Origin of the sequence: Alcaligenes ammonioxydans (assembly GCF_019343455.1) — a bacterium.
Classification (GTDB): Bacteria; Pseudomonadota; Gammaproteobacteria; order Burkholderiales; family Burkholderiaceae_B; genus Alcaligenes; species Alcaligenes ammonioxydans.
The window spans coordinates 3,183,483-3,202,430 of sequence record NZ_CP049362.1 but is presented as its reverse complement, the minus strand read 5'-3'; the positions used below and the strand labels follow the sequence as shown (position 1 = coordinate 3,202,430).

General features: G+C 57.5%; 17 protein-coding genes. 11 read left to right on the top strand and 6 right to left on the bottom strand.

Going from position 1 to position 18,948, the window contains the following annotated elements; genetic code table 11:
* Nucleotides 1–76 precede the first annotated feature (76 nt).
* Genes gatB through gatC form a run of 3 tightly spaced genes read right to left on the bottom strand, consistent with a single transcriptional unit; the run spans nt 77 to nt 3,372 of the window.
* The gene (gene gatB, locus FE795_RS14655; protein ID WP_003801953.1) at nt 77–1,534 is read right to left on the bottom strand and encodes an Asp-tRNA(Asn)/Glu-tRNA(Gln) amidotransferase subunit GatB; all 1,458 of its coding nucleotides are present in this window, start codon (nt 1,532–1,534) and stop codon (nt 77–79) included.
* Complete coding sequence (gene gatA, locus FE795_RS14650) at nt 1,534–3,054, bottom strand: Asp-tRNA(Asn)/Glu-tRNA(Gln) amidotransferase subunit GatA (protein ID WP_219235130.1); 1,521 nt, start codon at nt 3,052–3,054, stop codon at nt 1,534–1,536. The genes gatB and gatA overlap by 1 nt, the downstream gene beginning before the upstream one ends.
* 9 nt (nt 3,055–3,063) lie before the next feature.
* Entirely contained in the window at nt 3,064–3,372 is a 309-nt protein-coding gene (gene gatC, locus FE795_RS14645; protein WP_003801948.1) for an Asp-tRNA(Asn)/Glu-tRNA(Gln) amidotransferase subunit GatC, read from the bottom strand.
* A 272-nt stretch (nt 3,373–3,644) separates the two neighbouring features.
* Between gatC and FE795_RS14640 the strand changes: the two genes are divergently transcribed.
* The 5 genes from FE795_RS14640 (at nt 3,645) to rodA (ending at nt 9,210) form a co-directional block, all read left to right on the top strand.
* Nucleotides 3,645–4,688 (top strand): rod shape-determining protein, encoded by a 1,044-nt coding sequence (locus FE795_RS14640; RefSeq protein WP_003801946.1) that lies wholly within the window; start codon nt 3,645–3,647, stop codon nt 4,686–4,688.
* 62 nt (nt 4,689–4,750) lie between these two features.
* Nucleotides 4,751–5,632 (top strand): rod shape-determining protein MreC, encoded by an 882-nt coding sequence (gene mreC / locus FE795_RS14635; RefSeq protein WP_131070922.1) that lies wholly within the window; start codon nt 4,751–4,753, stop codon nt 5,630–5,632.
* Complete coding sequence (mreD, locus tag FE795_RS14630; protein WP_131070921.1) at nt 5,616–6,197, top strand: rod shape-determining protein MreD; 582 nt, start codon at nt 5,616–5,618, stop codon at nt 6,195–6,197. Before mreC ends, mreD begins: the two co-directional genes overlap by 17 nt.
* A gap of 14 nt (nt 6,198–6,211) precedes the next feature.
* Entirely contained in the window at nt 6,212–8,071 is a 1,860-nt protein-coding gene (gene mrdA, locus FE795_RS14625) for a penicillin-binding protein 2 (RefSeq protein ID WP_003801940.1), read from the top strand.
* Nucleotides 8,068–9,210 (top strand): rod shape-determining protein RodA, encoded by a 1,143-nt coding sequence (rodA, locus tag FE795_RS14620; RefSeq protein ID WP_003801938.1) that lies wholly within the window; start codon nt 8,068–8,070, stop codon nt 9,208–9,210. Before mrdA ends, rodA begins: the two co-directional genes overlap by 4 nt.
* 63 nt (nt 9,211–9,273) lie before the next feature.
* Here the strand turns inward: rodA and mutY are convergent, their stop codons facing one another.
* Genes mutY through FE795_RS14605 form a run of 3 tightly spaced genes read right to left on the bottom strand, consistent with a single transcriptional unit; the run spans nt 9,274 to nt 11,941 of the window.
* Entirely contained in the window at nt 9,274–10,365 is a 1,092-nt protein-coding gene (gene mutY, locus FE795_RS14615; RefSeq protein WP_219235127.1) for an A/G-specific adenine glycosylase, read from the bottom strand.
* Complete coding sequence (locus FE795_RS14610) at nt 10,365–11,273, bottom strand: cell division protein FtsX (RefSeq protein ID WP_059318245.1); 909 nt, start codon at nt 11,271–11,273, stop codon at nt 10,365–10,367. The genes mutY and FE795_RS14610 overlap by 1 nt, the downstream gene beginning before the upstream one ends.
* Nucleotides 11,270–11,941: a cell division ATP-binding protein FtsE gene (locus tag FE795_RS14605; protein WP_003801931.1), complete on the bottom strand. Its 672-nt coding sequence runs from the start codon at nt 11,939–11,941 to the stop codon at nt 11,270–11,272. The genes FE795_RS14610 and FE795_RS14605 overlap by 4 nt, the downstream gene beginning before the upstream one ends.
* Before the next feature lie 220 nt (nt 11,942–12,161).
* On the opposite strand from FE795_RS14605, the gene FE795_RS14600 reads away from it, so the two are divergent.
* The 6 genes from FE795_RS14600 (at nt 12,162) to FE795_RS14575 (ending at nt 18,261) form a co-directional block, all read left to right on the top strand.
* Nucleotides 12,162–13,178, top strand: coding sequence for an amino acid ABC transporter substrate-binding protein (locus tag FE795_RS14600; protein WP_003801927.1), 1,017 nt, complete (start codon nt 12,162–12,164; stop codon nt 13,176–13,178).
* A 98-nt stretch (nt 13,179–13,276) separates the two neighbouring features.
* A complete protein-coding gene (locus FE795_RS14595) occupies nt 13,277–14,464 on the top strand; it encodes an amino acid ABC transporter permease (protein ID WP_131070919.1) in 1,188 nt (395 codons plus the stop codon).
* A complete protein-coding gene (locus tag FE795_RS14590; protein ID WP_003801926.1) occupies nt 14,465–15,559 on the top strand; it encodes an amino acid ABC transporter permease in 1,095 nt (364 codons plus the stop codon).
* 60 nt (nt 15,560–15,619) lie between these two features.
* On the top strand, nt 15,620–16,357 hold the full coding sequence (locus FE795_RS14585; RefSeq protein ID WP_003801924.1) for an amino acid ABC transporter ATP-binding protein: 738 nt from the start codon (nt 15,620–15,622) through the stop codon (nt 16,355–16,357).
* Between the two features lie 69 nt (nt 16,358–16,426).
* Nucleotides 16,427–17,416, top strand: coding sequence for a Bug family tripartite tricarboxylate transporter substrate binding protein (locus FE795_RS14580; RefSeq protein WP_003801922.1), 990 nt, complete (start codon nt 16,427–16,429; stop codon nt 17,414–17,416).
* Nucleotides 17,417–17,682: 266 nt separating this feature from the next.
* Nucleotides 17,683–18,261: an OmpA family protein gene (locus FE795_RS14575; protein WP_003801921.1), complete on the top strand. Its 579-nt coding sequence runs from the start codon at nt 17,683–17,685 to the stop codon at nt 18,259–18,261.
* Nucleotides 18,262–18,948: the final 687 nt, after the last annotated feature.

Below are 18,948 nucleotides of genomic sequence, written 5' to 3'. Positions count from 1 at the left end.
TTGTGTCGGTACTGCACAAAAAAAACACCAGGCCTGGGCCTGGTGTTTTTGTATCCGCTCAGCACTGCATCCAGATTCAGGCATCCAGCTTTTGCTTGAGCATTTCATTGATCTGCTGCGGATTAGCTTTGCCCTTGGCCACTTTCATGACCTGACCGACCAGGGCATTGAAGGCTTTGGGTTTGCCGGCACGGTGCTGCTCAACGATGCTCGGATTGGCGGCCAGCACCTCATCGACCATGGCGGCAATAGCGCCCACATCGTTGATCTGCTTGAGGCCGCGTGCTTCGATGATGGCATCCACATCGCCATTGAGTTCGCCATCCCATTGCGCGGCAAACACGTCGCGGGCAATCTTGTTGGAGATGGTGCCGTCGGCAATACGGGCAATTAACTGGGCCAGTTGGGCCGGGCTGACTTTGGATTGTTCAATGCCAATTTCCTCGCGGTTCAAGGCGGCGGACAGCTCGCCCAGAATCCAGTTGGCAGCCAGTTTGGCATTGCTCTTGGCGCCTGCTTGCAAAATTGCCTCAAAAAAGTCGGCGGTTGCACGGTCCACGGTCAGTTGCGAGGCGTCGTAGCGACTCAGCTCAAACTCCTGCTCGAAGCGGGCCAGTTTTTGTGCTGGCAGCTCGGGCATGTCCTGACGAACCTGCTCGATCCACTCTTCGCTGATAAACAGGGGGGGAAGATCCGGGTCGGGGAAGTAGCGGTAATCGTGGGCATCTTCCTTGCTGCGCATGCTGCGGGTTTCGTCGCGGTCGGAGTCGTACAGGCGGGTTTCCTGGATGACCTTGCCACCGTCCTCGATCAGTTCGATCTGGCGGCGTGCTTCGTATTGAATGGCACGCTCCAGAAAACGGAAGGAGTTGATGTTCTTCAGCTCACAACGGGTGCCAAATTCTTTCTGGCCTTTGGGACGGACTGACACGTTGGCGTCCACGCGGAACGAGCCTTCTTGCATATTGCCATCGCAAATGCCCAGCCAGACCACCAGGCTGTGCAAGGCGCGGGCGTAGCCCACCGCTTCGGCGGCCGAGCGCATTTCGGGTTCGGACACGATTTCCAGCAGCGGGGTCCCGGCGCGGTTCAGGTCGATCCCGGTACTGGATTCGCCGTGGGGGCCCCGGAAGTTTTCGTGCAGGGATTTGCCGGCGTCCTCTTCCAGATGGGCGCGAGTCAGATTAATGGTCTTTTCTTCGCCGTCCAGCATGAAGCTGATGGTGCCGCCACTGACCACCGGGATTTCCATCTGGCTGATCTGATAGTTCTTGGGCAGGTCCGGGTAGAAATAGTTTTTACGCTCGAATACGGAGCGTCGCGCAATGCGTCCGCCCACGGCCAGGCCCAGGCGAATCGCCCGTTCAGCTGCGCCACGGTTAAAGACGGGCAAGGCGCCGGGCAACGCCATGTCCACTTCATTGGCTTGTGTATTGGGCAACGCACCAAAACGGGTGCTGCTGCTGGAGAAGATTTTGGATTCGGTCGAGAGCTGGGTGTGGGTTTCCAGCCCGATCACAATTTCCCATTCCATTATTGTTGTCCTGGTTGACGTTGATGCCAGTCGGTGACTTGCTGGAAGCGGTCGGCAAAGGCCAGCAACTGGCCTTCACGGAAGTAGTTGCCAATGATCTGCAGGCCGATGGGTAAGGGGCGTTCGCCCTGACTGAAGCCGCAGGGAACGGACATGGCAGGCAGGCCAGCCAGGCTGACTCCCAGCGTATAGACGTCGCCCAGCCAGTCGGTGGTGGGGTCCTCTATGGTGGCGCCCAGCTTGCGACCCAGAGCGGGCGTGACAGGGCCCAGAATCAGGTCGCACTGCTCAAAGACTTTCTGGAAATCGTCCACAATCATGCGGCGCACGCGTTGAGCTTGCAGATAGTAAGCGTCGTAGTAGCCGTGCGAGAGCACATACGTGCCGACCAGAATGCGGCGCACGACTTCAGGGCCAAAGCCTTCCGAGCGGGAACGCGAGATCATGCTGTTCAGGTCGGTGTACTGGCTGGCGCGGTGGCCAAAACGCACCCCGTCAAAGCGCGACAGGTTGGTCGAGGCTTCAGCAGGGCTGATGACGTAATAGGTGGGAACCGACAGTTCGGTCAAGGGCAGTTGCACCGTGACGCGTTCCGCACCCAGGCTTTCGTAGGTTTTCAGCGCGGCCTCGATCGCATCGGCGATGGCCGGGTCCAGGCCAGGACCGAAGAACTGCGCAGGCACTCCAATGCGCACGCCTTTCAGGGGCTGGCTGCCTTGCGCGTCTTGCTGCGACTGGTGCTGTTCAAATTCCTGACGAATACGGGTTCCAGTATTGGGCTGATCGTCGCAAAATTCCAGGCTGGTGGCGTCTTGCGGGTCAAAACCACACATGGTTTCCAGCAAATCCAGCAAATCGCGCGCGTTGCGGGCGATGGGGCCGGCCTGATCCAGGCTGGAGCCGTACGCGATGATGCCAAAGCGCGAAATCGTGCCATAGGTGGGTTTGATGCCGCTGACGCCGCACAGGGCGGCGGGCTGGCGAATGGAGCCGCCCGTATCGGTGGCGGTTGCCCCGGCGACCAGGCCTGCGGCCACTGCGGCAGCAGAGCCGCCTGAGGAGCCGCCGGGAACCATGGAATGATCCCAGGGGTTGCGCACCGGGCCAAATACCGAGCTTTCATTGCGAGAGCCCATGGCGAACTCGTCACAATTCAGTTTGCCCAGGGAGACTGTGCCGGCTGCCTGCAGCTTGGTGACGACCGTAGCGTCAAAGGGGCTGAGGTAGCCTTGCAGCATTTTGCTGCAGGCGGTGGTCTGCCAGTCCTTGGTGACAAACAGATCCTTGTGTGCGATGGGGATGCCGGTCAGTGGGCCGGCCTTGCCCTGGGCAATCAGTGCGTCTGCGGCATCGGCCTGGGCCAGAGTCAGGTCAGGGTCCTGCTGAACAAAGGCGTTAAGCGCTTTTTGGCGGGCGCTATTGTCCAGCGCATGCTGGGCCAGCTCGCGGGCACTGACGGTTTTGTTGTGCAGAGCGTGGCGTAGCGCTGCAATCGTCGCGAATTCAGGGGTAAAAGACATGGTTTTGCTTTATTCGATGACCGTGGGCACCAGAAACAGGCCATCCTGCTCGGCGGGGGCGTTGCGCATCATGGCCTGGCGGCTTTCGACCGTGCCGGACGGCAGAGCCTTGTCCTCGCGCAGGCGCAGACTGATCTGCTGGCGGGCGGACAAGGGGTGGGCCATTGGCTCAACGCCTTGAGTATCAACGGTTTGCAAAGTCTGGATCAGGCCCAGGATGCGCGTCAAATCGTGCTCGACCTGGGAGGCTTGTTCAGCAGAAAGATCAAGGCGCGCCAGTTGCGCTATACGGGCAACATCCTGTTCAGTGATAGACATGTGGGTGGGTACTGGAAAATGAGTAATAAAAAAAAGCGGAAATCTGTCAGTTAAGGACAGTTTGGCACTTTTACAGCAAATGCGGGGGTTACAGAACTTAACTGACCATTAAAACAGTCCTAATGTAGAGCAATTATAAGTTATCATTGACCGTTTCCTTCCCAGGTATTTTTGAATTCGTTGCCTGGTTCTTGTGCCTGTCGTTCTACGCTTGAGTTCCGCGCCGAATTTACCTGCCTTTTTTCCCCAAACACTTTACACTTTGCGCGCCCATGTTCGGATTCCTACGCAGTTACTTTTCCAGCGATATGGCAATCGACCTCGGTACGGCCAATACCCTTATTTATGTACGCGGCAAGGGTATCGTACTGGATGAACCGTCCGTTGTAGCCATCCGCCATGAGGGCGGACCTAATGGTAAAAAAATCATTCAGGCCGTCGGGCAGGAGGCCAAGCAAATGCTGGGTCGGGTGCCTGGCAATATTGAAGCCATCCGGCCCATGAAAGATGGCGTGATTGCGGACTTTACCGTCACCGAGCAGATGCTCAAGCAGTTCATCCGCATGGTTCACCCACGCAGCATGTTTGCCCCCAGCCCGCGCATTATCGTGTGTGTGCCGTGTGGTTCGACCCAGGTGGAGCGCCGTGCCATCAAAGAATCCGCATTGGGTGCCGGTGCCAGCAAGGTCTATCTGATTGAAGAGCCCATGGCCGCCGCAATCGGTGCGGGCCTGGCGGTCTCTGATGCCAGCGGTTCCATGGTGGTCGATATTGGTGGTGGTACCACCGAAGTGGCCGTCATCTCCCTGGGCGGTATGGTTTACAAGGGTTCGGTGCGTGTTGGTGGCGACAAGTTCGACGAAGCGATTATCAACTACATCCGCCGTAATTACGGAATGCTGATTGGCGAACCCACGGCCGAGCTGATCAAAAAAGAGATTGGCTCTGCTTTCCCCGGCACCGAAATTCGTGAAATTGAAGTCAAGGGTCGCAATTTGTCCGAAGGGGTGCCACGTAGTTTCACCGTTTCGTCCAACGAGATTCTTGAATCGTTGACCGACCCCCTGAATCAAATTGTCTCTGCGGTTAAAACTGCGCTGGAACAAACTCCTCCTGAGCTGGGTGCGGACATTACCGATAAAGGTATTGTCCTGACCGGCGGGGGTGCCCTGGTTCATGACCTGGATCGTCTGTTGCAAGAAGAGACCGGCCTGCCTGTGGTGGTGGCTGAAGATCCTCTGACCTGCGTGGTACGGGGTTGCGGCGAGGCTCTGGAACATCTGGAGCGTCTGGAGTCCGTATTTATTTACGATTGATCTTTGCTTGGGCTCCACGGCGTGGTCTGCCAGTGGAAGGCAAGCGATCGAGTGTTTGAGTAATGCGAGAACAAGGCTCCATCCGGCTATTTAGGCGCGGCTCATCCGCTGAGCTGCGTCTGGCCGCTCTTTTGGTGCTGGCGGTGGGCTTGTTGATTACGGATGCGCGTTTTGCGGTGCTCGAACCGGTGCGGCAGGCTGTCGCTGCTGTTCTGTACCCTTTTCAGCGTGTCATGCTCGCTCCCCGTGATCTGGTCACTTACTTCAGCAGCTGGACGGATGCGGCCTCAACTGCCCGTTCCGAAAAAGAAGCCTTGCAACGCCAGCGTATCGAGCTGGCTCAGCTCTCCACCCATGCCGCCCAGCTGTCTGCCGAAAACGAGCAATTGCGCCGTCTACTGCAGGTGGCTGATGCCGTGACGCAACCGTCGGTAGCCGTGGAAGTGCTGTATGAGCCGCCCAACGGGTATGCCCGCCATCTGATCTTCAACAAAGGCTCTTCCAGCGGCATTCGCCCGGGCATGCCGGTAATTGATGAGGGCGGGGTGGTGGGCCAGGTGGTGCGTGTCACGCGCTTTACCTCAGAGGCGGCCTTGATTACCGACGACAAGGTGTCGGTACCGGTGCAGGTGCTGCGCAACGGCCTGCGTCTGATCGCTTTTGGGGGCAATCCGGGCGGCAAGGTGGAAGTGCGGTACCTGACCAGCGATGTGGATCTGGAGCCCAACGACACCCTGATTACCAGCGGGATCGGGGGCTTGTTTCCTGCCGGCTTGCCCGTGGGTATCGTCAGCAGCATTGAGCGCGATGACGCCTCGGGCTTTGCCCTGGCCTTGGTCACGCCTTTGTCGCATCCTGAGCGCTACCGCCATTTTCTGATTTTGCTGGTGCCCGAGAGCGAGCGCCCGCTTGAACAGGACGAAGCCCATGACGCGCCGCGTTGAGTCCCCCGACACATCCAACCGCACAAGCCGGGCGTCCAACCTGAGCAGCCTGCAGCCCATCGACAGCAGCCCCTTCTCGCGCGCGTCCAGCCCCTGGCTGGTCTGGGGATCGATTCTTTTGATGTGGCTGGGCTCCATGTTGCCTTGGCGACTGTTGCCGTTTGCACCGGACCTGCTCATGCTGGTGCTGGCTTTTTGGGCGGTCCATGAGCCACGTCGTGTCCCCATGTCCCTGGCGTTTTTTCTGGGCATTTTGGTTGATGTACACGATGGCAGCCTCTTGGGCGAGCATGCGCTGACCTATATTCTGGTGGTGTACGGCGCCTTGCTGTTACGCAAGCGCATTTTGAATTTCGGCATGTGGACCCACTTTTTGCACATGGCAATCGTCATGCTGTTGGCCCAGTTGCTGGTGCGCGTCCTGCACGCCTGGCTGGTGGGGGAGTGGTCCGGCTGGCAGTGGGCGGGCGGCACCTTGCTGACCGCCGCCCTGTGGCCCCTGGCCGATAGCGTGCTGTTCCTGCCGCAGCGGCGTCTGGACGAGTCCGACTCCGGTTCGTCCTGACGGGATGGGCGGCCATGTTTGAATTCAAAAAAACCTCGCATCAATTGCGCCAGCGCATTCTGTTTCGTGCGCTGGTTGCGGCTGTTCTGGCTTGCGTTCTGCTCGGGGTGCTGGGCGTGCGCCTATGGTATTTGCAGGTGGTGCGCTATGAAGGTTTTGCTGCCCGAGCCGATCAGAACCGTATTGCCGTCATCCCGATCACTCCCCGACGTGGCGAGATTCTGGACCGCAATGGCGAGGTTCTGGCCCGCAATTATCGCGACTACACCTTGTCGGTGGTACCGGCCAGCCTGACGGAACCGGTCGATGACATGCTGGATCGTGTCGGGGAACTGGTGGCGCTAAGCCCCCGTGACCGTCGCCGATTCAAGCAGGGTGTGGCACAAAACAGCCGGTATTCCGAAATCTTGCTACGTAATAATCTGAGCGATGATGAAGCCGCCTGGTTTGCGGCTCATGCCTTCAAGTTTCCGGGTGTGAACTTGCAGGCTCGCTGGGTGCGCGAGTATCCGCAGGGCGAGGTAGCGGCGCATGTGCTGGGTTATGTGGGGCGCATTTCGGAGGCCGATCAACAGCGCCTTGAGGAAACGGGTCAAACGGGCAACTATCGCGGCACGCAGGTGATCGGCAAAAAGGGCATTGAGAAAACCTGGGAAAAAACCCTTCATGGCCGCACCGGCATCGAGGAAGTGGAAGTAGCGGCTTCGGGTCGGCCCGTACGCACCTTAAGCCGTGTGGACCCGGTGCCAGGTGCCAGCCTGCGTTTGTCTTTGGATATCGGCCTGCAGAAAATGGCCGAGGGCCTGTTCGCGGGACGCCGGGGTGCTTTGGTAGCCATTGAACCCAGCACCGGCGAGGTGTTGGCCTTCGTTTCGGCCCCTTCGTTTGATCCGAACTTGTTTATTGACGGTATTGACGTGGAGAACTGGCGCAAACTGAATGATTCGCCCGATCACCCACTGATTAATCGTCCCTTGTATGGCACCTACCCCATCGGCTCTACGTACAAGCCCTTTGTGGCTCTGGCTGCTCTTGAGACAGGCAAGCGCAAGGCAAGCGACCGTATTTCCGACCCCGGCTATTTCGAGTTTGGCGGGCAGCGTTTCCGCAATGCAGGGGGGGCGGTGTATGGTTCTACCGATATGCACCGTGCGCTCGTGGTGTCCTCGGATACGTATTTTTATTCCCTGGGGCCGGAAATCGGAGTCGACAATCTGCACGACTTCATGAAACAGTTCGGCTTTGGACAAAAGACCGGGATTGACCTGGACGGTGAGCGGCAAGGCATACTGCCGTCGACTGAGTGGAAGCGTAAGGCCTATCGCAAACCTGCCCAGCAGCGCTGGTATGCCGGAGAAAGTATTTCGGTGGCAGTGGGGCAGGGCTACAACTCTTTTACCGTGTTGCAGCTTGCTCATGCCACCGCGGTGCTGGCCAGCAATGGCATCGTCAGGCCACCGCATTTGGTTACCCAGACCCTGAACCCCCATGATCCGGAAATTGAACAGCCGGTGCGCATTGATGCCAAGCTGATTCCCTTGAAGCAGGCGAATGTGGACGTCATCAAGCGCGCGCTGGTGGATGTCGTGCGTCTGGGAACCGCCCGCCGCGCTTTTGCCGGGGCAGCGTATCAGGCCGCCGGCAAGACAGGGACCGCTCAGGTCTTTAGCTTGCGAGGCGCCAAGTACAACGCCAACGCCATTGATGAACGCTTGCGTGATCACGCCTTGTTCATGTCTTACGCGCCGGCCGACAACCCCAAGATTGCGGTTGCCTTGATTGTGGAGAATGCGGGTTGGGGCGGATCAGTGGCTGCGCCTATTGTGCGCAAGGTTTTTGATTACTGGTTGGTGGAGCGAGGGCAGATGCAATGAAGCGGATTTTGCAACTGGGCCTTCGCGCCGTCTCCGCCTTTGACTGGCCTTTGTTGCTCCTGCTGGTCTTGATGGCCGCGCTGGGCATGACGGTCATGCATTCGGCAGTGGGCGGGACTGACTGGCGTTTTGCCGATCAGGTGCGCAATTTCCTGCTGGCATTTGGGGTAATGTGGGTGGCTGCCCTGATCCCGCCAGCGATGTGGATGAAGCTGGCGCCAGTGGTGTATTCCGTGGGCGTGGTGTTGCTATTGGGTGTGGAGTTTTTTGGCGAAACCAGCAAAGGCGCAACGCGTTGGCTGGACCTGGGGGTGGCGCGGATTCAGCCCTCGGAAATGCTCAAGATTTCCGTTCCTTTGATGCTGGCCTGGTATTTTCACCGTTACCAGCGGCCCAGAATGACCCTGCTGGATTTTCTGGTGGCCGGCATTTTGCTGATGATCCCTTTTTTGCTGATCGTGCGGCAGCCGGATTTGGGAACGGCTTTGCTGGTGTTCGCCGCTGGCTTTTGCGTGATTTATTTTGCGGGCCTGTCCTTCAAGCTGATTGTTCCCATCGTGGTGGTACTGGTGCTGGGCATCAGCGCCTTGCTGTATTACGAAGACTATATTTGCGTGCCCGATCTGGATTGGGTCGTTTTGCACGACTATCAGAAACACCGGGTTTGCACATTGCTGAATCCGGGCAGTGACCGCTTGGGCCGCGGGTTTCACACCATCCAATCCATGATTGCGATTGGTTCGGGAGGCGTGTACGGCAAGGGTTACATGATGGGCACCCAGTCTCATCTGGATTTTGTGCCCGAGCGCACGACCGACTTTATTTTTGCTGTATTTGCAGAAGAGTTCGGGCTTTACGGCGGCATCATGCTGCTGGTCTTGTATGCCCTGCTTATTTTGCGTGGCCTGTCGATTGCCGCAGGAGCGCATACCCAGTTCAGTCGTTTGCTGGCGGGTTCCATGGCCATGATGTTATTTGTCTATGTGTTTGTAAACATAGGCATGGTGACGGGGATTTTGCCCGTGGTGGGTGTGCCTTTGCCCTTCCTGAGTTATGGCGGTACGGCGTTGATGACCCTGGGCGTGGCCTGCGGGATGTTGATGAGTATCAGCAACGATAAACCGGCCCGCCCGGCCTAAGGGCGTTGACGGCGGACTATTGTTGCAGACTTGGCCGGGGGCCAGCCAAGCCCCCGGGCCCTGTCAGCTCAAGATCAATTGCTCACTGTTCTTGCCCTGATACAAACCGAGCAGCAGCTTGCGGACAGGGGCCGGCAAGGCTGTTTGCTCCAGCGATTCATGATCATGCCATTGTTGGCCTGCAGTCGGCTCTGCCAGGAGAGTCTCATCTACGTGCAGCAGCCAGGGCGTGATGTGCAGCTTGAAATGCGAGAACACGTGCTGGAATGAAGCCAGCGCCACAGCTTTCTTACCGGACCAGCGCAGCGCGGCAGCGTGCAGGCTGCTGGCATCGTCAAACTGGGGCAGGGTGAGCAAACCACCCCAGATGCCCTTGTCGGGTCGCTGCTCCAGCAGAACCTGACCATTGAGCTCCAGAATCAATAGATGGGCATAGCGCTCGTCCTGGCGGATACGCTCTTTGGGGCTGGGTAGCTCGGACTGCACCTGATGGGTGTGGGCATAGCAGTCGCTTTGCAGTGGGCAGAGGCTGCAGGTGGGCTTGCTGCGGGTACAGCATTGCGAGCCCAGGTCCATCAGGCCTTGTGTGTAGGCGGCCATGTCCAGATCGGCCGGGGCCAGTTCCACCATCTCATCGGCCTTGGCCCATAAGGTATTTTCTACGGCCTTTTTCTGCGTGGGACCATAGATCCCGAAATAACGTGTAAAAACCCGTTTGACGTTACCGTCCATGATGGGGCTGCGTTCGCCAAAGCAGAATGCAGCGATGGCGCAGGCAGTAGAGCGGCCTATGCCAGGCAGGGTGGCCAGATCAGCGGCGGTGGCGGGAAAGCGCCCCCCCCACTTTTCCATGACCTCGCGGGCACAGCGGTGCAAATTGCGGGCGCGGGCGTAGTAGCCCAGGCCTGCCCAGTAAGGCATGACCTCGTCCTGCTCGGCCGCAGCCAAATCCTGAACGGTGGGGAAGCGTTCCAGAAAGCGCGCATAGTAGCCCAGCACCGTGGCTACCTGGGTTTGCTGCAGCATGATTTCGGACAGCCAGACGCGATAAGGATCTTGCGTGTTTTGCCAGGGCAGATGGTGGCGGCCGGAAGTTTTTTGCCAGGCCACCACTTTTTCGGCCAGGTTTTTGGGGCAGGGTTGGGGAAGTGACATCAATATTGGGTACTACGGGTAACAGACCAGCGAGCTGCCAGTGCGCCCAGAATGGCGACCAAAACCGCAGCCGTCAGTAAAAGAGAAAATTCCGGCAGCCGGAGCGTAAATTGCACGCCGTAGCTTTGGGCCAGGCTGGAGAGCGCCTTGTTCAGGGGCGTTAGCGCCAGCAGGGCCAGTCCACACGCCAAGGCGCTGGCCAGCAAGCCTGTCAGCGCGCCCATATATAAAAAGGGGCGACGCACGAAAGCCTCGGTTGCCCCCACGAGGCGGGCCACGGCAATTTCTTCACGCTGGTTCAGGGCTTGCAGGCGCACCGTATTGAACACGGTGGCAATGACCACCACGCCGACGCCGGCCATCAAAATCCACAAACCGATGCGGATAAAGCTCAGAATCGCGGCAAGGCGTTGCACCCACTCACTGTCGAGCAGCACGCTATCGACTCCCTCACGGCCTTGCAGGGCCTGGGCAAGCGAATCGGCGCGCGTCACCAGATCCGGAGTTTCATGCAGCGTCAGCACAATAGCGTGGGGCAAGGGATTGCTGGGTAGCGCGTCTAGGGCTTGCGTCCAACTGGGGTTGCTTTGCAGTTGCTTCAGAGCCTGCTCTTTGCTGACAAGCCGGATGTTGGCCAGTTCGCTCTGAAATTCTTTGCCCAATGCCTGGCTGAAGGCCTGAGCCTGCTCCAGGGTGCTGTTCTGTTTCATGAACACGGTCATTTCGGGCGAGGTGGGGATTTCGCGCACGACCGGTTGGGCGGCCAGCAGGATGCTGGCACCCAGAACCGGGACAGCCAGGGTCAAGGCAATGACCAGCAGATTGGACAGCGATGAAAAGGGCTGCACTTTGAGGCGACGCAGTGCGACCAGAAAGGCATATTGATGGTGACGCAGCCAGGTTCTCATGCCAGCACTCCTGGGTGATCGGAAAAGCGACCATCCTGAATCAACAGGGTACGACGGGCGTAGCGGGCCATGAGGTTCAGATCGTGCGAGGCGATCAGGGTTGTGACCCCCACCCGGTTAAAGTCCATTAAGACGTCCATGATACGTTTGGCATTATCGGCGTCCAGATTCGCCGTGGGCTCGTCAGCGATCAAGATGGCTGGCCGATTCACAATGGCGCGCGCAATTGCCAGCCTTTGCTGCTCTCCGCCGGACATTTCCACCGGCTTCAAATCTTCTTTGCCGCGCAGGCCAACTTTTTCCATCGCAGCCCGGGCCCGTGCCTGGGCGATGCGAGGCTCCAGCCCCACGACTGCCAGTGGCAGCAGTACATTGGCCAGGGCGCTGCGATCTTGCAGCAAATGTGTATCTTGCAGCACTACGCCCACCGCACGTCGCAGGTAGGGCCGCGCACGCGCAGGAAGTTTATCCAGCCGGTGCCCGTTGACCTGGACAGAGCCCCGACTGGGCAGCTCCAGACCACCGATCAGGCGCAGCAAAGTGGATTTCCCTGCTCCCGACGGGCCCGACACAAAAATGAATTCGCCGTTATCAATACGGAAATTAATATCGGCGAGAATATTTTTACTGCGGCCATACGATTTAAAAACGTGTTGGAACTCGATCATCGCGACGCACAATTAAAGAGGAGTCTGCTTGGAAAGCCCCCGGCAAAAGAGGGCGGGAGCCCGCATGAAAATGTCGGCGTAGGTCAACGCAATTATCAGGCTGTCAGAGGGAAACCCCCGATTTGTGTTTGTACAGACTGGTTCTACGATTGGACACCACAGCTTAGCTGCAATTGTAATCTGCATCCATTTACCAAAAGTAAACAGGAGGTGATATTCCATGACCTTAGTGAAAACCTTGGCATGTAGTGTTGCGTTGATGGCCCTGGCCGCCAATGCGCAGGCGGGCGAAACACTGGACGCGGTAAAGAAGAAAGGCTTTGTGCAGTGTGGTGTCTCAACGGGTATTGCTGGATTCTCGCTGGCCGACAGCAAGGGGGTCTGGTCTGGCATCGACGTGGATATGTGCAGTGCGATCGCCGCTGCTGTGTTTGGGGATGCGAAAAAATACAAGGTAACGCCTTTGACTACCCAGCAGCGCTTTACGGCCTTGCAATCGGGTGAAGTGGATGTTCTGACTCGTAATACCACCGCGACAATCTCGCGCGATACGACCTTGGGCTTGGTCAGCACTGGCATTAACTACTATGACAGCCAGGGCGTCATGGTGAAAAAGAATCTGGGGGTGAAAAGTGCCAAAGAGCTCGATGGGGCCGCTATTTGCGTACAGCCGGGCACAACCACTGAGCTGAACCTGGCTGATTGGTTCCGCGGTCAGGGGATCAAGTTCAACCCTGTGGTGATCAATAACCCGGAAGAGGCCATGCGCTCTTTCACTTCTGGGCGTTGTGACGGCTTTACCAGTGACAAGTCCCAGTTGGCTGCCGTGCGCGCGGCTCAAACTACACCGGAGGAATTCGACATCTTGCCCGAGGACTTTTCCAAAGAGCCGTTGGGGCCTTTTGTACGCCAGGGCGACGACGACTGGTTTACCTTGGTGCGCTGGACTCTGAATGCGATGCTGGAGGCCGAAGAGTATGGCATTACCAGTGCCAATGTGGATGAAAAGACCAAGAGTGACAATCCTAACGTCCAGCGTATTCTGGGCGTGTCCGGCGAGCTGGGCAAAGGCTTGAAGCTGGATAACAAGTGGGCCTACAACATTATTAAACAGGTCGGCAATTACGGTGAAAGCTTCGAGCGTAACCTGGGTAAATCCACGCCATTGAAGCTCGAGCGCGGTTTGAATGCACAATGGCGCGATGGTGGGGTGATGTACGGCTGGCCAGTGCGTTAAGATTTCGATCTTCACTGTTTGTTGTTGCGTCTGGCTTTGGCCAGACGCGCGCCACCTCGCAGGGCTACGCGTAGTGCTGCATCCATGGGTTTTACGCTATGGCACAAAATAAACCTGCCACACCAGCCACGCCCAGACGGCGCCTGTCCTGGAATGATCCGTTTACGCGCGGCATTATTTATCAGGTGCTGATCTTGGGCGTGCTGGGCTTTTGTGTGTGGTATCTGGTCTCCAATACCTTACACAATCTGGCTGTTCGCAATATCTCCACCGGCTTTGATTTTCTGCATCGAGAGGCAGGCTTTGCCATTGGCGAATCGGACCTGGCCTACTCGCCCTCCGATAGCTACGGGCGGGCCATTCTGGTTGGCCTGGTCAACACGCTTAAAGTCGCGGTCATAGGCATCATTGCCGCCACTGTCTTTGGGACCTTGCTGGGCATTGCGCGGCTCTCCAAGAACTGGTTGGTGTCCCGACTGGCGGGCGCGTATGTGGAAGTGATGCGCAACGTGCCTTTGCTGCTGCAATTGTTCTTCTGGTACGCCCTGATTACCGAAACCCTGCCCGGGCCGCGGCAGGCCTTGAATCCGATGTCTGGCGTGTTTTTATCGAACCGGGGGTTGAAGCTGCCCACCTTGCAGGGCGACGCAATGGACTGGATCTTCGTAGGTCTGGGCATTGCCGTGGTGCTGTGGGTGCTGATGGCACACTGGGCACGGCGTCGTCTGGAGCGAACCGGCGTTCCTTTTCCCACCCTTCGCGTGGGTGTGCTCCTGTTGTTCTTGATACCGGCTCTGGCCTTGTTCATCAGCCCCACGCCCCTGGCCCTGGACCTGCCGCGTTTGCAAGGGTTCAACTTTGTGGGGGGCGTGACTGTGTCGCCCGAGTTTGCCGCCTTGCTGGCCGGTCTGATTACCTATACCTCAGCGTTTGTGGCGGAGGTGGTGCGCTCGGGTATTCAGTCCGTGGGCAAGGGGCAGTGGGAAGCCGCTCAGGCATTGGGCTTGTCCCGTGCGCGCATGATGCGTCTGGTCGTCCTGCCTCAGGCATTGCGTGTGATCGTGCCTCCCATGACCAGCCAGTACCTGAACCTGACTAAAAACAGCTCGCTGGCTGTTGCCATTGGCTATCCCGATATTGTGTCTGTGGTAAATACCACCCTGAACCAGACCGGGCAGGCGATTGAGGGCATTTTGATCATTATGGCGGCCTATTTGACGGTCAGCTTGTCGATCTCGGTCTTCATGAACTGGTACAACAACCGTATTGCCTTGGTGGAGCGCTAAATGAGTCATACGCCTACATCCACCGTAAGCGGGCCGCCCCCTCTACAGACGGGTATTTTGGGCTGGCTGCGTCAGAATCTGTTTTCATCCCCGTTAAATGCGATTTTGACAGTCCTGTCGGCCTGGCTGCTCTTGTTGACGGTGCCCGCCACGATCGACTGGCTGTTCATCAAGGCCAACTTCGATGCGCAAACGGCTCAGGACTGTCGTGCCAGTGCCGGTGCCTGCTGGGCTTTTATTCGGGAAAAGCATCGTCTGATCCTGTTTGGCATCTACCCTTATGACGAGCAGTGGCGCCCTTTGCTGGCGACGATCCTGTTGACCTTGCTGATCGTGTGCAGTTGCATACGCTGGTTCTGGAAGCCCTGGCTACCTTTGTTGTGGCTGGCCGGCCTGACAGTGGTAGGCATTCTGATGTGGGGCGGGGTGCTCGGCCTGAGCTATGTGGAAAACAGCCTGTGGGGCGGATTGCCGCTGACCCTGATCCTGGCCACCTTCGGTATCGCGTTTGCATTTCCTTTGGGCGTGTTGCTGGCCTTGGGAAGGACGTCCCGCCTGCCTGCTGTCAAGGCTGTATGCGTGGTCTACATTGAGCTGATTCGCGGTGTGCCGCTGATCAGTCTCTTGTTCATGTCCTCGGTCATGCTGCCTTTGTTCATGCCCGAGGGCTTTAACATCGACAAGTTGCTGCGCGCCCAGATTGCCATCATTTTGTTTGCCGCTGCCTATATTGCCGAAACCGTACGTGGCGGTTTGCAGGCAATTCCCAAAGGGCAATACGAGGGGGCTGCCTCCCTGGGTTTGAGCTATTGGCGCACCATGCGTCAGATCATCTTGCCCCAGGCACTCAAGATCGTGATTCCGCCGCTGGTCGGCATTTTCATTTCCCTGTTCAAGGACACTTCCCTGGTGGTCATTATCGGCATTTTCGATCTGACCCAGGCGGCCAAAGTGGCCCTGGCCGATTCGGCCTGGCGCGGGTTCAGCCGGGAAGCGTATCTGTTCATCGCACTGATTTATTTTGTGTTCTGCTACTCCATCTCTCGCTACAGTCGTTCCCTGGAGCGACGTTTGCAAACGGGTTATGAACGCTGACACAGGCGGCAAAGCCTTGGCTCAAATCCGATGCTTTGCCGGCCAGACAAGGAGTTTTGCATGGCAGACGCCATTATTCAGCTAAAGAACGTCAATAAATGGTATGGGCAGTTTCATGTGCTGCGCGATATCAATCTGGAAGTGGCTGCGGGCGAGCGCATTGTGATTTGCGGACCGTCCGGCTCGGGCAAGTCCACTCTGATCCGGTGCATTAACCGGTTGGAGGAGCATCAGCAAGGCCAGATTATCGTGGCGGGCGAAGAGCTCACCAATGATCTTCGCCAGATCGAGGCCATCCGGCGCGATGTGGGCATGGTGTTCCAGCACTTCAACCTGTTTCCGCACCTGACCGTGATGGAGAATCTGACCCTGGGGCCCATATGGGTACGACGTAAAACCAAGGCACAGGCTCAGGAACTGGCCATGAAGTATCTGGAGCGGGTCCGTATTCCGGAGCAGGCCCACAAGTATCCCGGTCAGCTTTCGGGCGGGCAACAGCAGCGTGTGGCCATAGCCCGCTCCTTGTGCATGGAGCCTAAAATCATGTTGTTCGATGAGCCTACCTCGGCCCTGGACCCTGAAATGGTCAAGGAGGTGCTGGAAGTGATGGTTGAGCTGGCCCACACCGGCATGACCATGTTGTGCGTGACCCACGAGATGGGTTTTGCGCGTAAAGTGGCCGATCGGGTCATTTTTATGGATCAGGGTGAAATCATCGAGCAAAATACGCCTGATGAGTTCTTTGACTCGCCACGTAATGAAAGAACGCGCGAGTTCCTCAGCCAGATCATTCATTAAGATCGATGGCTGCTCTGAATGGGCTGCCTTGCGCAGCCCATATGCATTTTAATTTCAAGGAAAAAAGTGATGTTTCGTGTCTGTAAGTGGCTGCTGGCGGTCTCTGGTGTTGCGGCTGTCATGGCTGCACCTGCCGTGATGGCAGAGGATTCCTACCCCTCCAAACCTATTCAGTTTGTGGTGCCTTACCCGCCAGGTGGTCCACTGGATAGCATGGCGCGCTTGCTGGCCGAACGTGTCAAAGGTGATCTGGGTACGGTCGTGGTGGAGAACAAGTCCGGCGCGGGTGGCAATATTGGTGCCAGCATCGTGGCCAAGGCCGCTCCAGACGGTTACACCCTGATGATGGGAGCGGTGGCAATCAACGCCATCAATCCGTGGTTGTACAAGACGGTGCCCTTTGATCCGGTCAAGAGCTTTGAGCCTATCGCGCTGGTTGCCTCGGTGCCTAATATCCTGATTGTGAATAAGGAGTTTGCCGAGCAGAACAAGATTGCATCCGTGCAGGATCTGATTGCTTACGCCAAAGAGCACCCCGGCCAACTGAATTTTGCGTCTGGCGGCAATGGCAGTGCGGGCCACCTGGCTGGAGAGGTCCTCAATACGCGTGCCGATATCAATTCTGTGCATGTTCCCTATGCCGGCGCCAACCCGGCCAAGACCGCATTGCTGGCAGGCCAAGTCCATTTCATGTTTGACAATCTGGCCTCGGCTGCTCCTCTGATCAAGGCGCAGACTGTCCAGCCTTTGGCAGTGACGACGCTGGAGCGCTCCAGCTTTTTCCCCGACGTGCCCACCATGGAGCAGGCTGGGGTGAAGCCTTTTGACCTGGGTACCTGGTTCGGCGTGTTTGCAACAGGCGGTACACCGCAGCCTGTTCTGGACAAGCTGCATGCCGCTTATGCCAAGGCCTTGATGGATCCGGCCGTGCGGGAAGCACTGGCAACGATGGGCTCTGACGTGCAGCCTGGTACCATGGCTGAGTTCAGTGAGCTTGTCAGCAATGATCTTAAGAAGTACAAAGAAGTCGTTGCCGATTCGGGAGCCGAGTTATTCTAAGCTTTCAAAGGCTTAGCCCTACAGGCAATGAGTGACTGAAGTCGGGAAGGCCGCTCGCAAGATCAAGAATTGTTAAAGAAGGCAGTGAAGCCTGTTTTGAAGTACCTGCTTGAGATGCCTCTTGCTAGTATGGGAGGCATCCAAGTGGTCCTGGTACTTAATTTGAGATTACGGAGCCAATAATGACAATTTTCATTCGTTCTGCAAAAGTTGCAGCATGTGCTGGTGTTTTTTCCTTCTTGGCCGCGTGCGGCACGATGGACAATATGAGCACGGGCGGTCGCACCGCCGTTGGAGCCGGTGGCGGCGCTGCAGTGGGGGCGGGTATTGGAGCCTTGATTGGCGATAGCAGCAAGGCGGCCCTGATCGGAGCCGGTATTGGTGCATTGGCTGGCGGGATCGCGGCCTATAACTGGTCCGGTATCAAGAAAGACGTTCAGCAGTCCGGCGCTACCAGTCTGGGCGTGGATGTGACCGAAATGGCTGACGGCAGCTTGCGGGTCAATATTCCAAGCAGCGTCTCGTTTGATACGGGTCGCTATCAGCTGAAACCGGCTTTGCTGCCTGTTCTGGATAGTGTGGCGCGTGCCATGAATCAGCATCCTGAGTTGCGCGCCAAGGCGATTGGTTATACCGATAGCACGGGTTCGGCACAGACCAATCAGACCTTGTCGGTCAACCGTGCCAGTGCTGTGACCAATTATCTGAATCAGCAAGGGGTAGGCCAAGGTCGTTTGATGGTGGAAGGCCGCGGTCCGAACTCGCCTATTGGTGACAATGCGACGGCAGAAGGCCGTGCCATGAACCGTCGCGTGGAGTTGTATCTGTACGCGCCGCAGAAGTAAGTCTCTGCTTGCACCCCTTCGGGGGTGCTGATAAAAGGCCCGGTTTTTAGCCGGGCTTTTTTTTGTGCTCGATCGGGGAGTAATGGAGTTGTAGGGCAGCATCCTCTGTTTGTTGTTTGTTGTTTGTTGTTTGTTGTTTGTTGCTTGTTGTTAGCTGTGAGTTGTGAGCTGCCAATGGGTGCTTATCTGTTGTCGCTGATGACCTCACCGTTGCTTGGGTGGTAAGGCTGATTATTCAGGAGAACCCGGTAATGAACACGCCCTTGGGGGCGGTGGGGACCCGGAGGGGCTTGAGCACTTGCCGGTGCTGCGCACCGGGCCCCTTGTCGAGGTCATCATCCGGGCGCACTCTGAACTCGCGGGATGGTTCGTCCCCCGGACGAACCACAAGCGTCCCGCTCAAACAGCAGAGTGCTTGCACCCCGGATCATGCCCCCGCCTGCGGCACGTACTCTGAATCGCCCCTCCGGGTCCCCACCGCCCCCAATGGCTCATACCGTGGCTATTCAAGTAATCATGTATTGAGGATCTGGGATCTGGGTCTAAGATCTGAAATCTGAAATCTGAGATCTGAAGCCTGAGGTCTGGGGTCTGAGGCAAGAGGCAAGAGGTCTGAGGTGAGATGTCAGAGATTCGACGCAGGCCAGGAAAGTGTCACACGTCATCCAAGCATGCAGTTTGAATTAT

Excerpts from the sequence above, each read along its gene's own strand:
- gatB (WP_003801953.1), bottom strand. The coding sequence starts at position 1,534 with ATGGAATGGGAAATTGTGATCGGGCTGGAAACCCACACCCAGCTCTCG.
- gatA (WP_219235130.1), bottom strand. The coding sequence starts at position 3,054 with ATGTCTTTTACCCCTGAATTCGCGACGATTGCAGCGCTACGCCACGCT.
- gatC (WP_003801948.1), bottom strand. The coding sequence starts at position 3,372 with ATGTCTATCACTGAACAGGATGTTGCCCGTATAGCGCAACTGGCGCGC.
- FE795_RS14640 (WP_003801946.1), top strand. The coding sequence starts at position 3,645 with ATGTTCGGATTCCTACGCAGTTACTTTTCCAGCGATATGGCAATCGAC.
- mreC (WP_131070922.1), top strand. The coding sequence starts at position 4,751 with ATGCGAGAACAAGGCTCCATCCGGCTATTTAGGCGCGGCTCATCCGCT.
- mreD (WP_131070921.1), top strand. The coding sequence starts at position 5,616 with ATGACGCGCCGCGTTGAGTCCCCCGACACATCCAACCGCACAAGCCGG.
- mrdA (WP_003801940.1), top strand. The coding sequence starts at position 6,212 with ATGTTTGAATTCAAAAAAACCTCGCATCAATTGCGCCAGCGCATTCTG.
- rodA (WP_003801938.1), top strand. The coding sequence starts at position 8,068 with ATGAAGCGGATTTTGCAACTGGGCCTTCGCGCCGTCTCCGCCTTTGAC.
- mutY (WP_219235127.1), bottom strand. The coding sequence starts at position 10,365 with ATGTCACTTCCCCAACCCTGCCCCAAAAACCTGGCCGAAAAAGTGGTG.
- FE795_RS14610 (WP_059318245.1), bottom strand. The coding sequence starts at position 11,273 with ATGAGAACCTGGCTGCGTCACCATCAATATGCCTTTCTGGTCGCACTG.
- FE795_RS14605 (WP_003801931.1), bottom strand. The coding sequence starts at position 11,941 with ATGATCGAGTTCCAACACGTTTTTAAATCGTATGGCCGCAGTAAAAAT.
- FE795_RS14600 (WP_003801927.1), top strand. The coding sequence starts at position 12,162 with ATGACCTTAGTGAAAACCTTGGCATGTAGTGTTGCGTTGATGGCCCTG.
- FE795_RS14595 (WP_131070919.1), top strand. The coding sequence starts at position 13,277 with ATGGCACAAAATAAACCTGCCACACCAGCCACGCCCAGACGGCGCCTG.
- FE795_RS14590 (WP_003801926.1), top strand. The coding sequence starts at position 14,465 with ATGAGTCATACGCCTACATCCACCGTAAGCGGGCCGCCCCCTCTACAG.
- FE795_RS14585 (WP_003801924.1), top strand. The coding sequence starts at position 15,620 with ATGGCAGACGCCATTATTCAGCTAAAGAACGTCAATAAATGGTATGGG.
- FE795_RS14580 (WP_003801922.1), top strand. The coding sequence starts at position 16,427 with ATGTTTCGTGTCTGTAAGTGGCTGCTGGCGGTCTCTGGTGTTGCGGCT.
- FE795_RS14575 (WP_003801921.1), top strand. The coding sequence starts at position 17,683 with ATGAGCACGGGCGGTCGCACCGCCGTTGGAGCCGGTGGCGGCGCTGCA.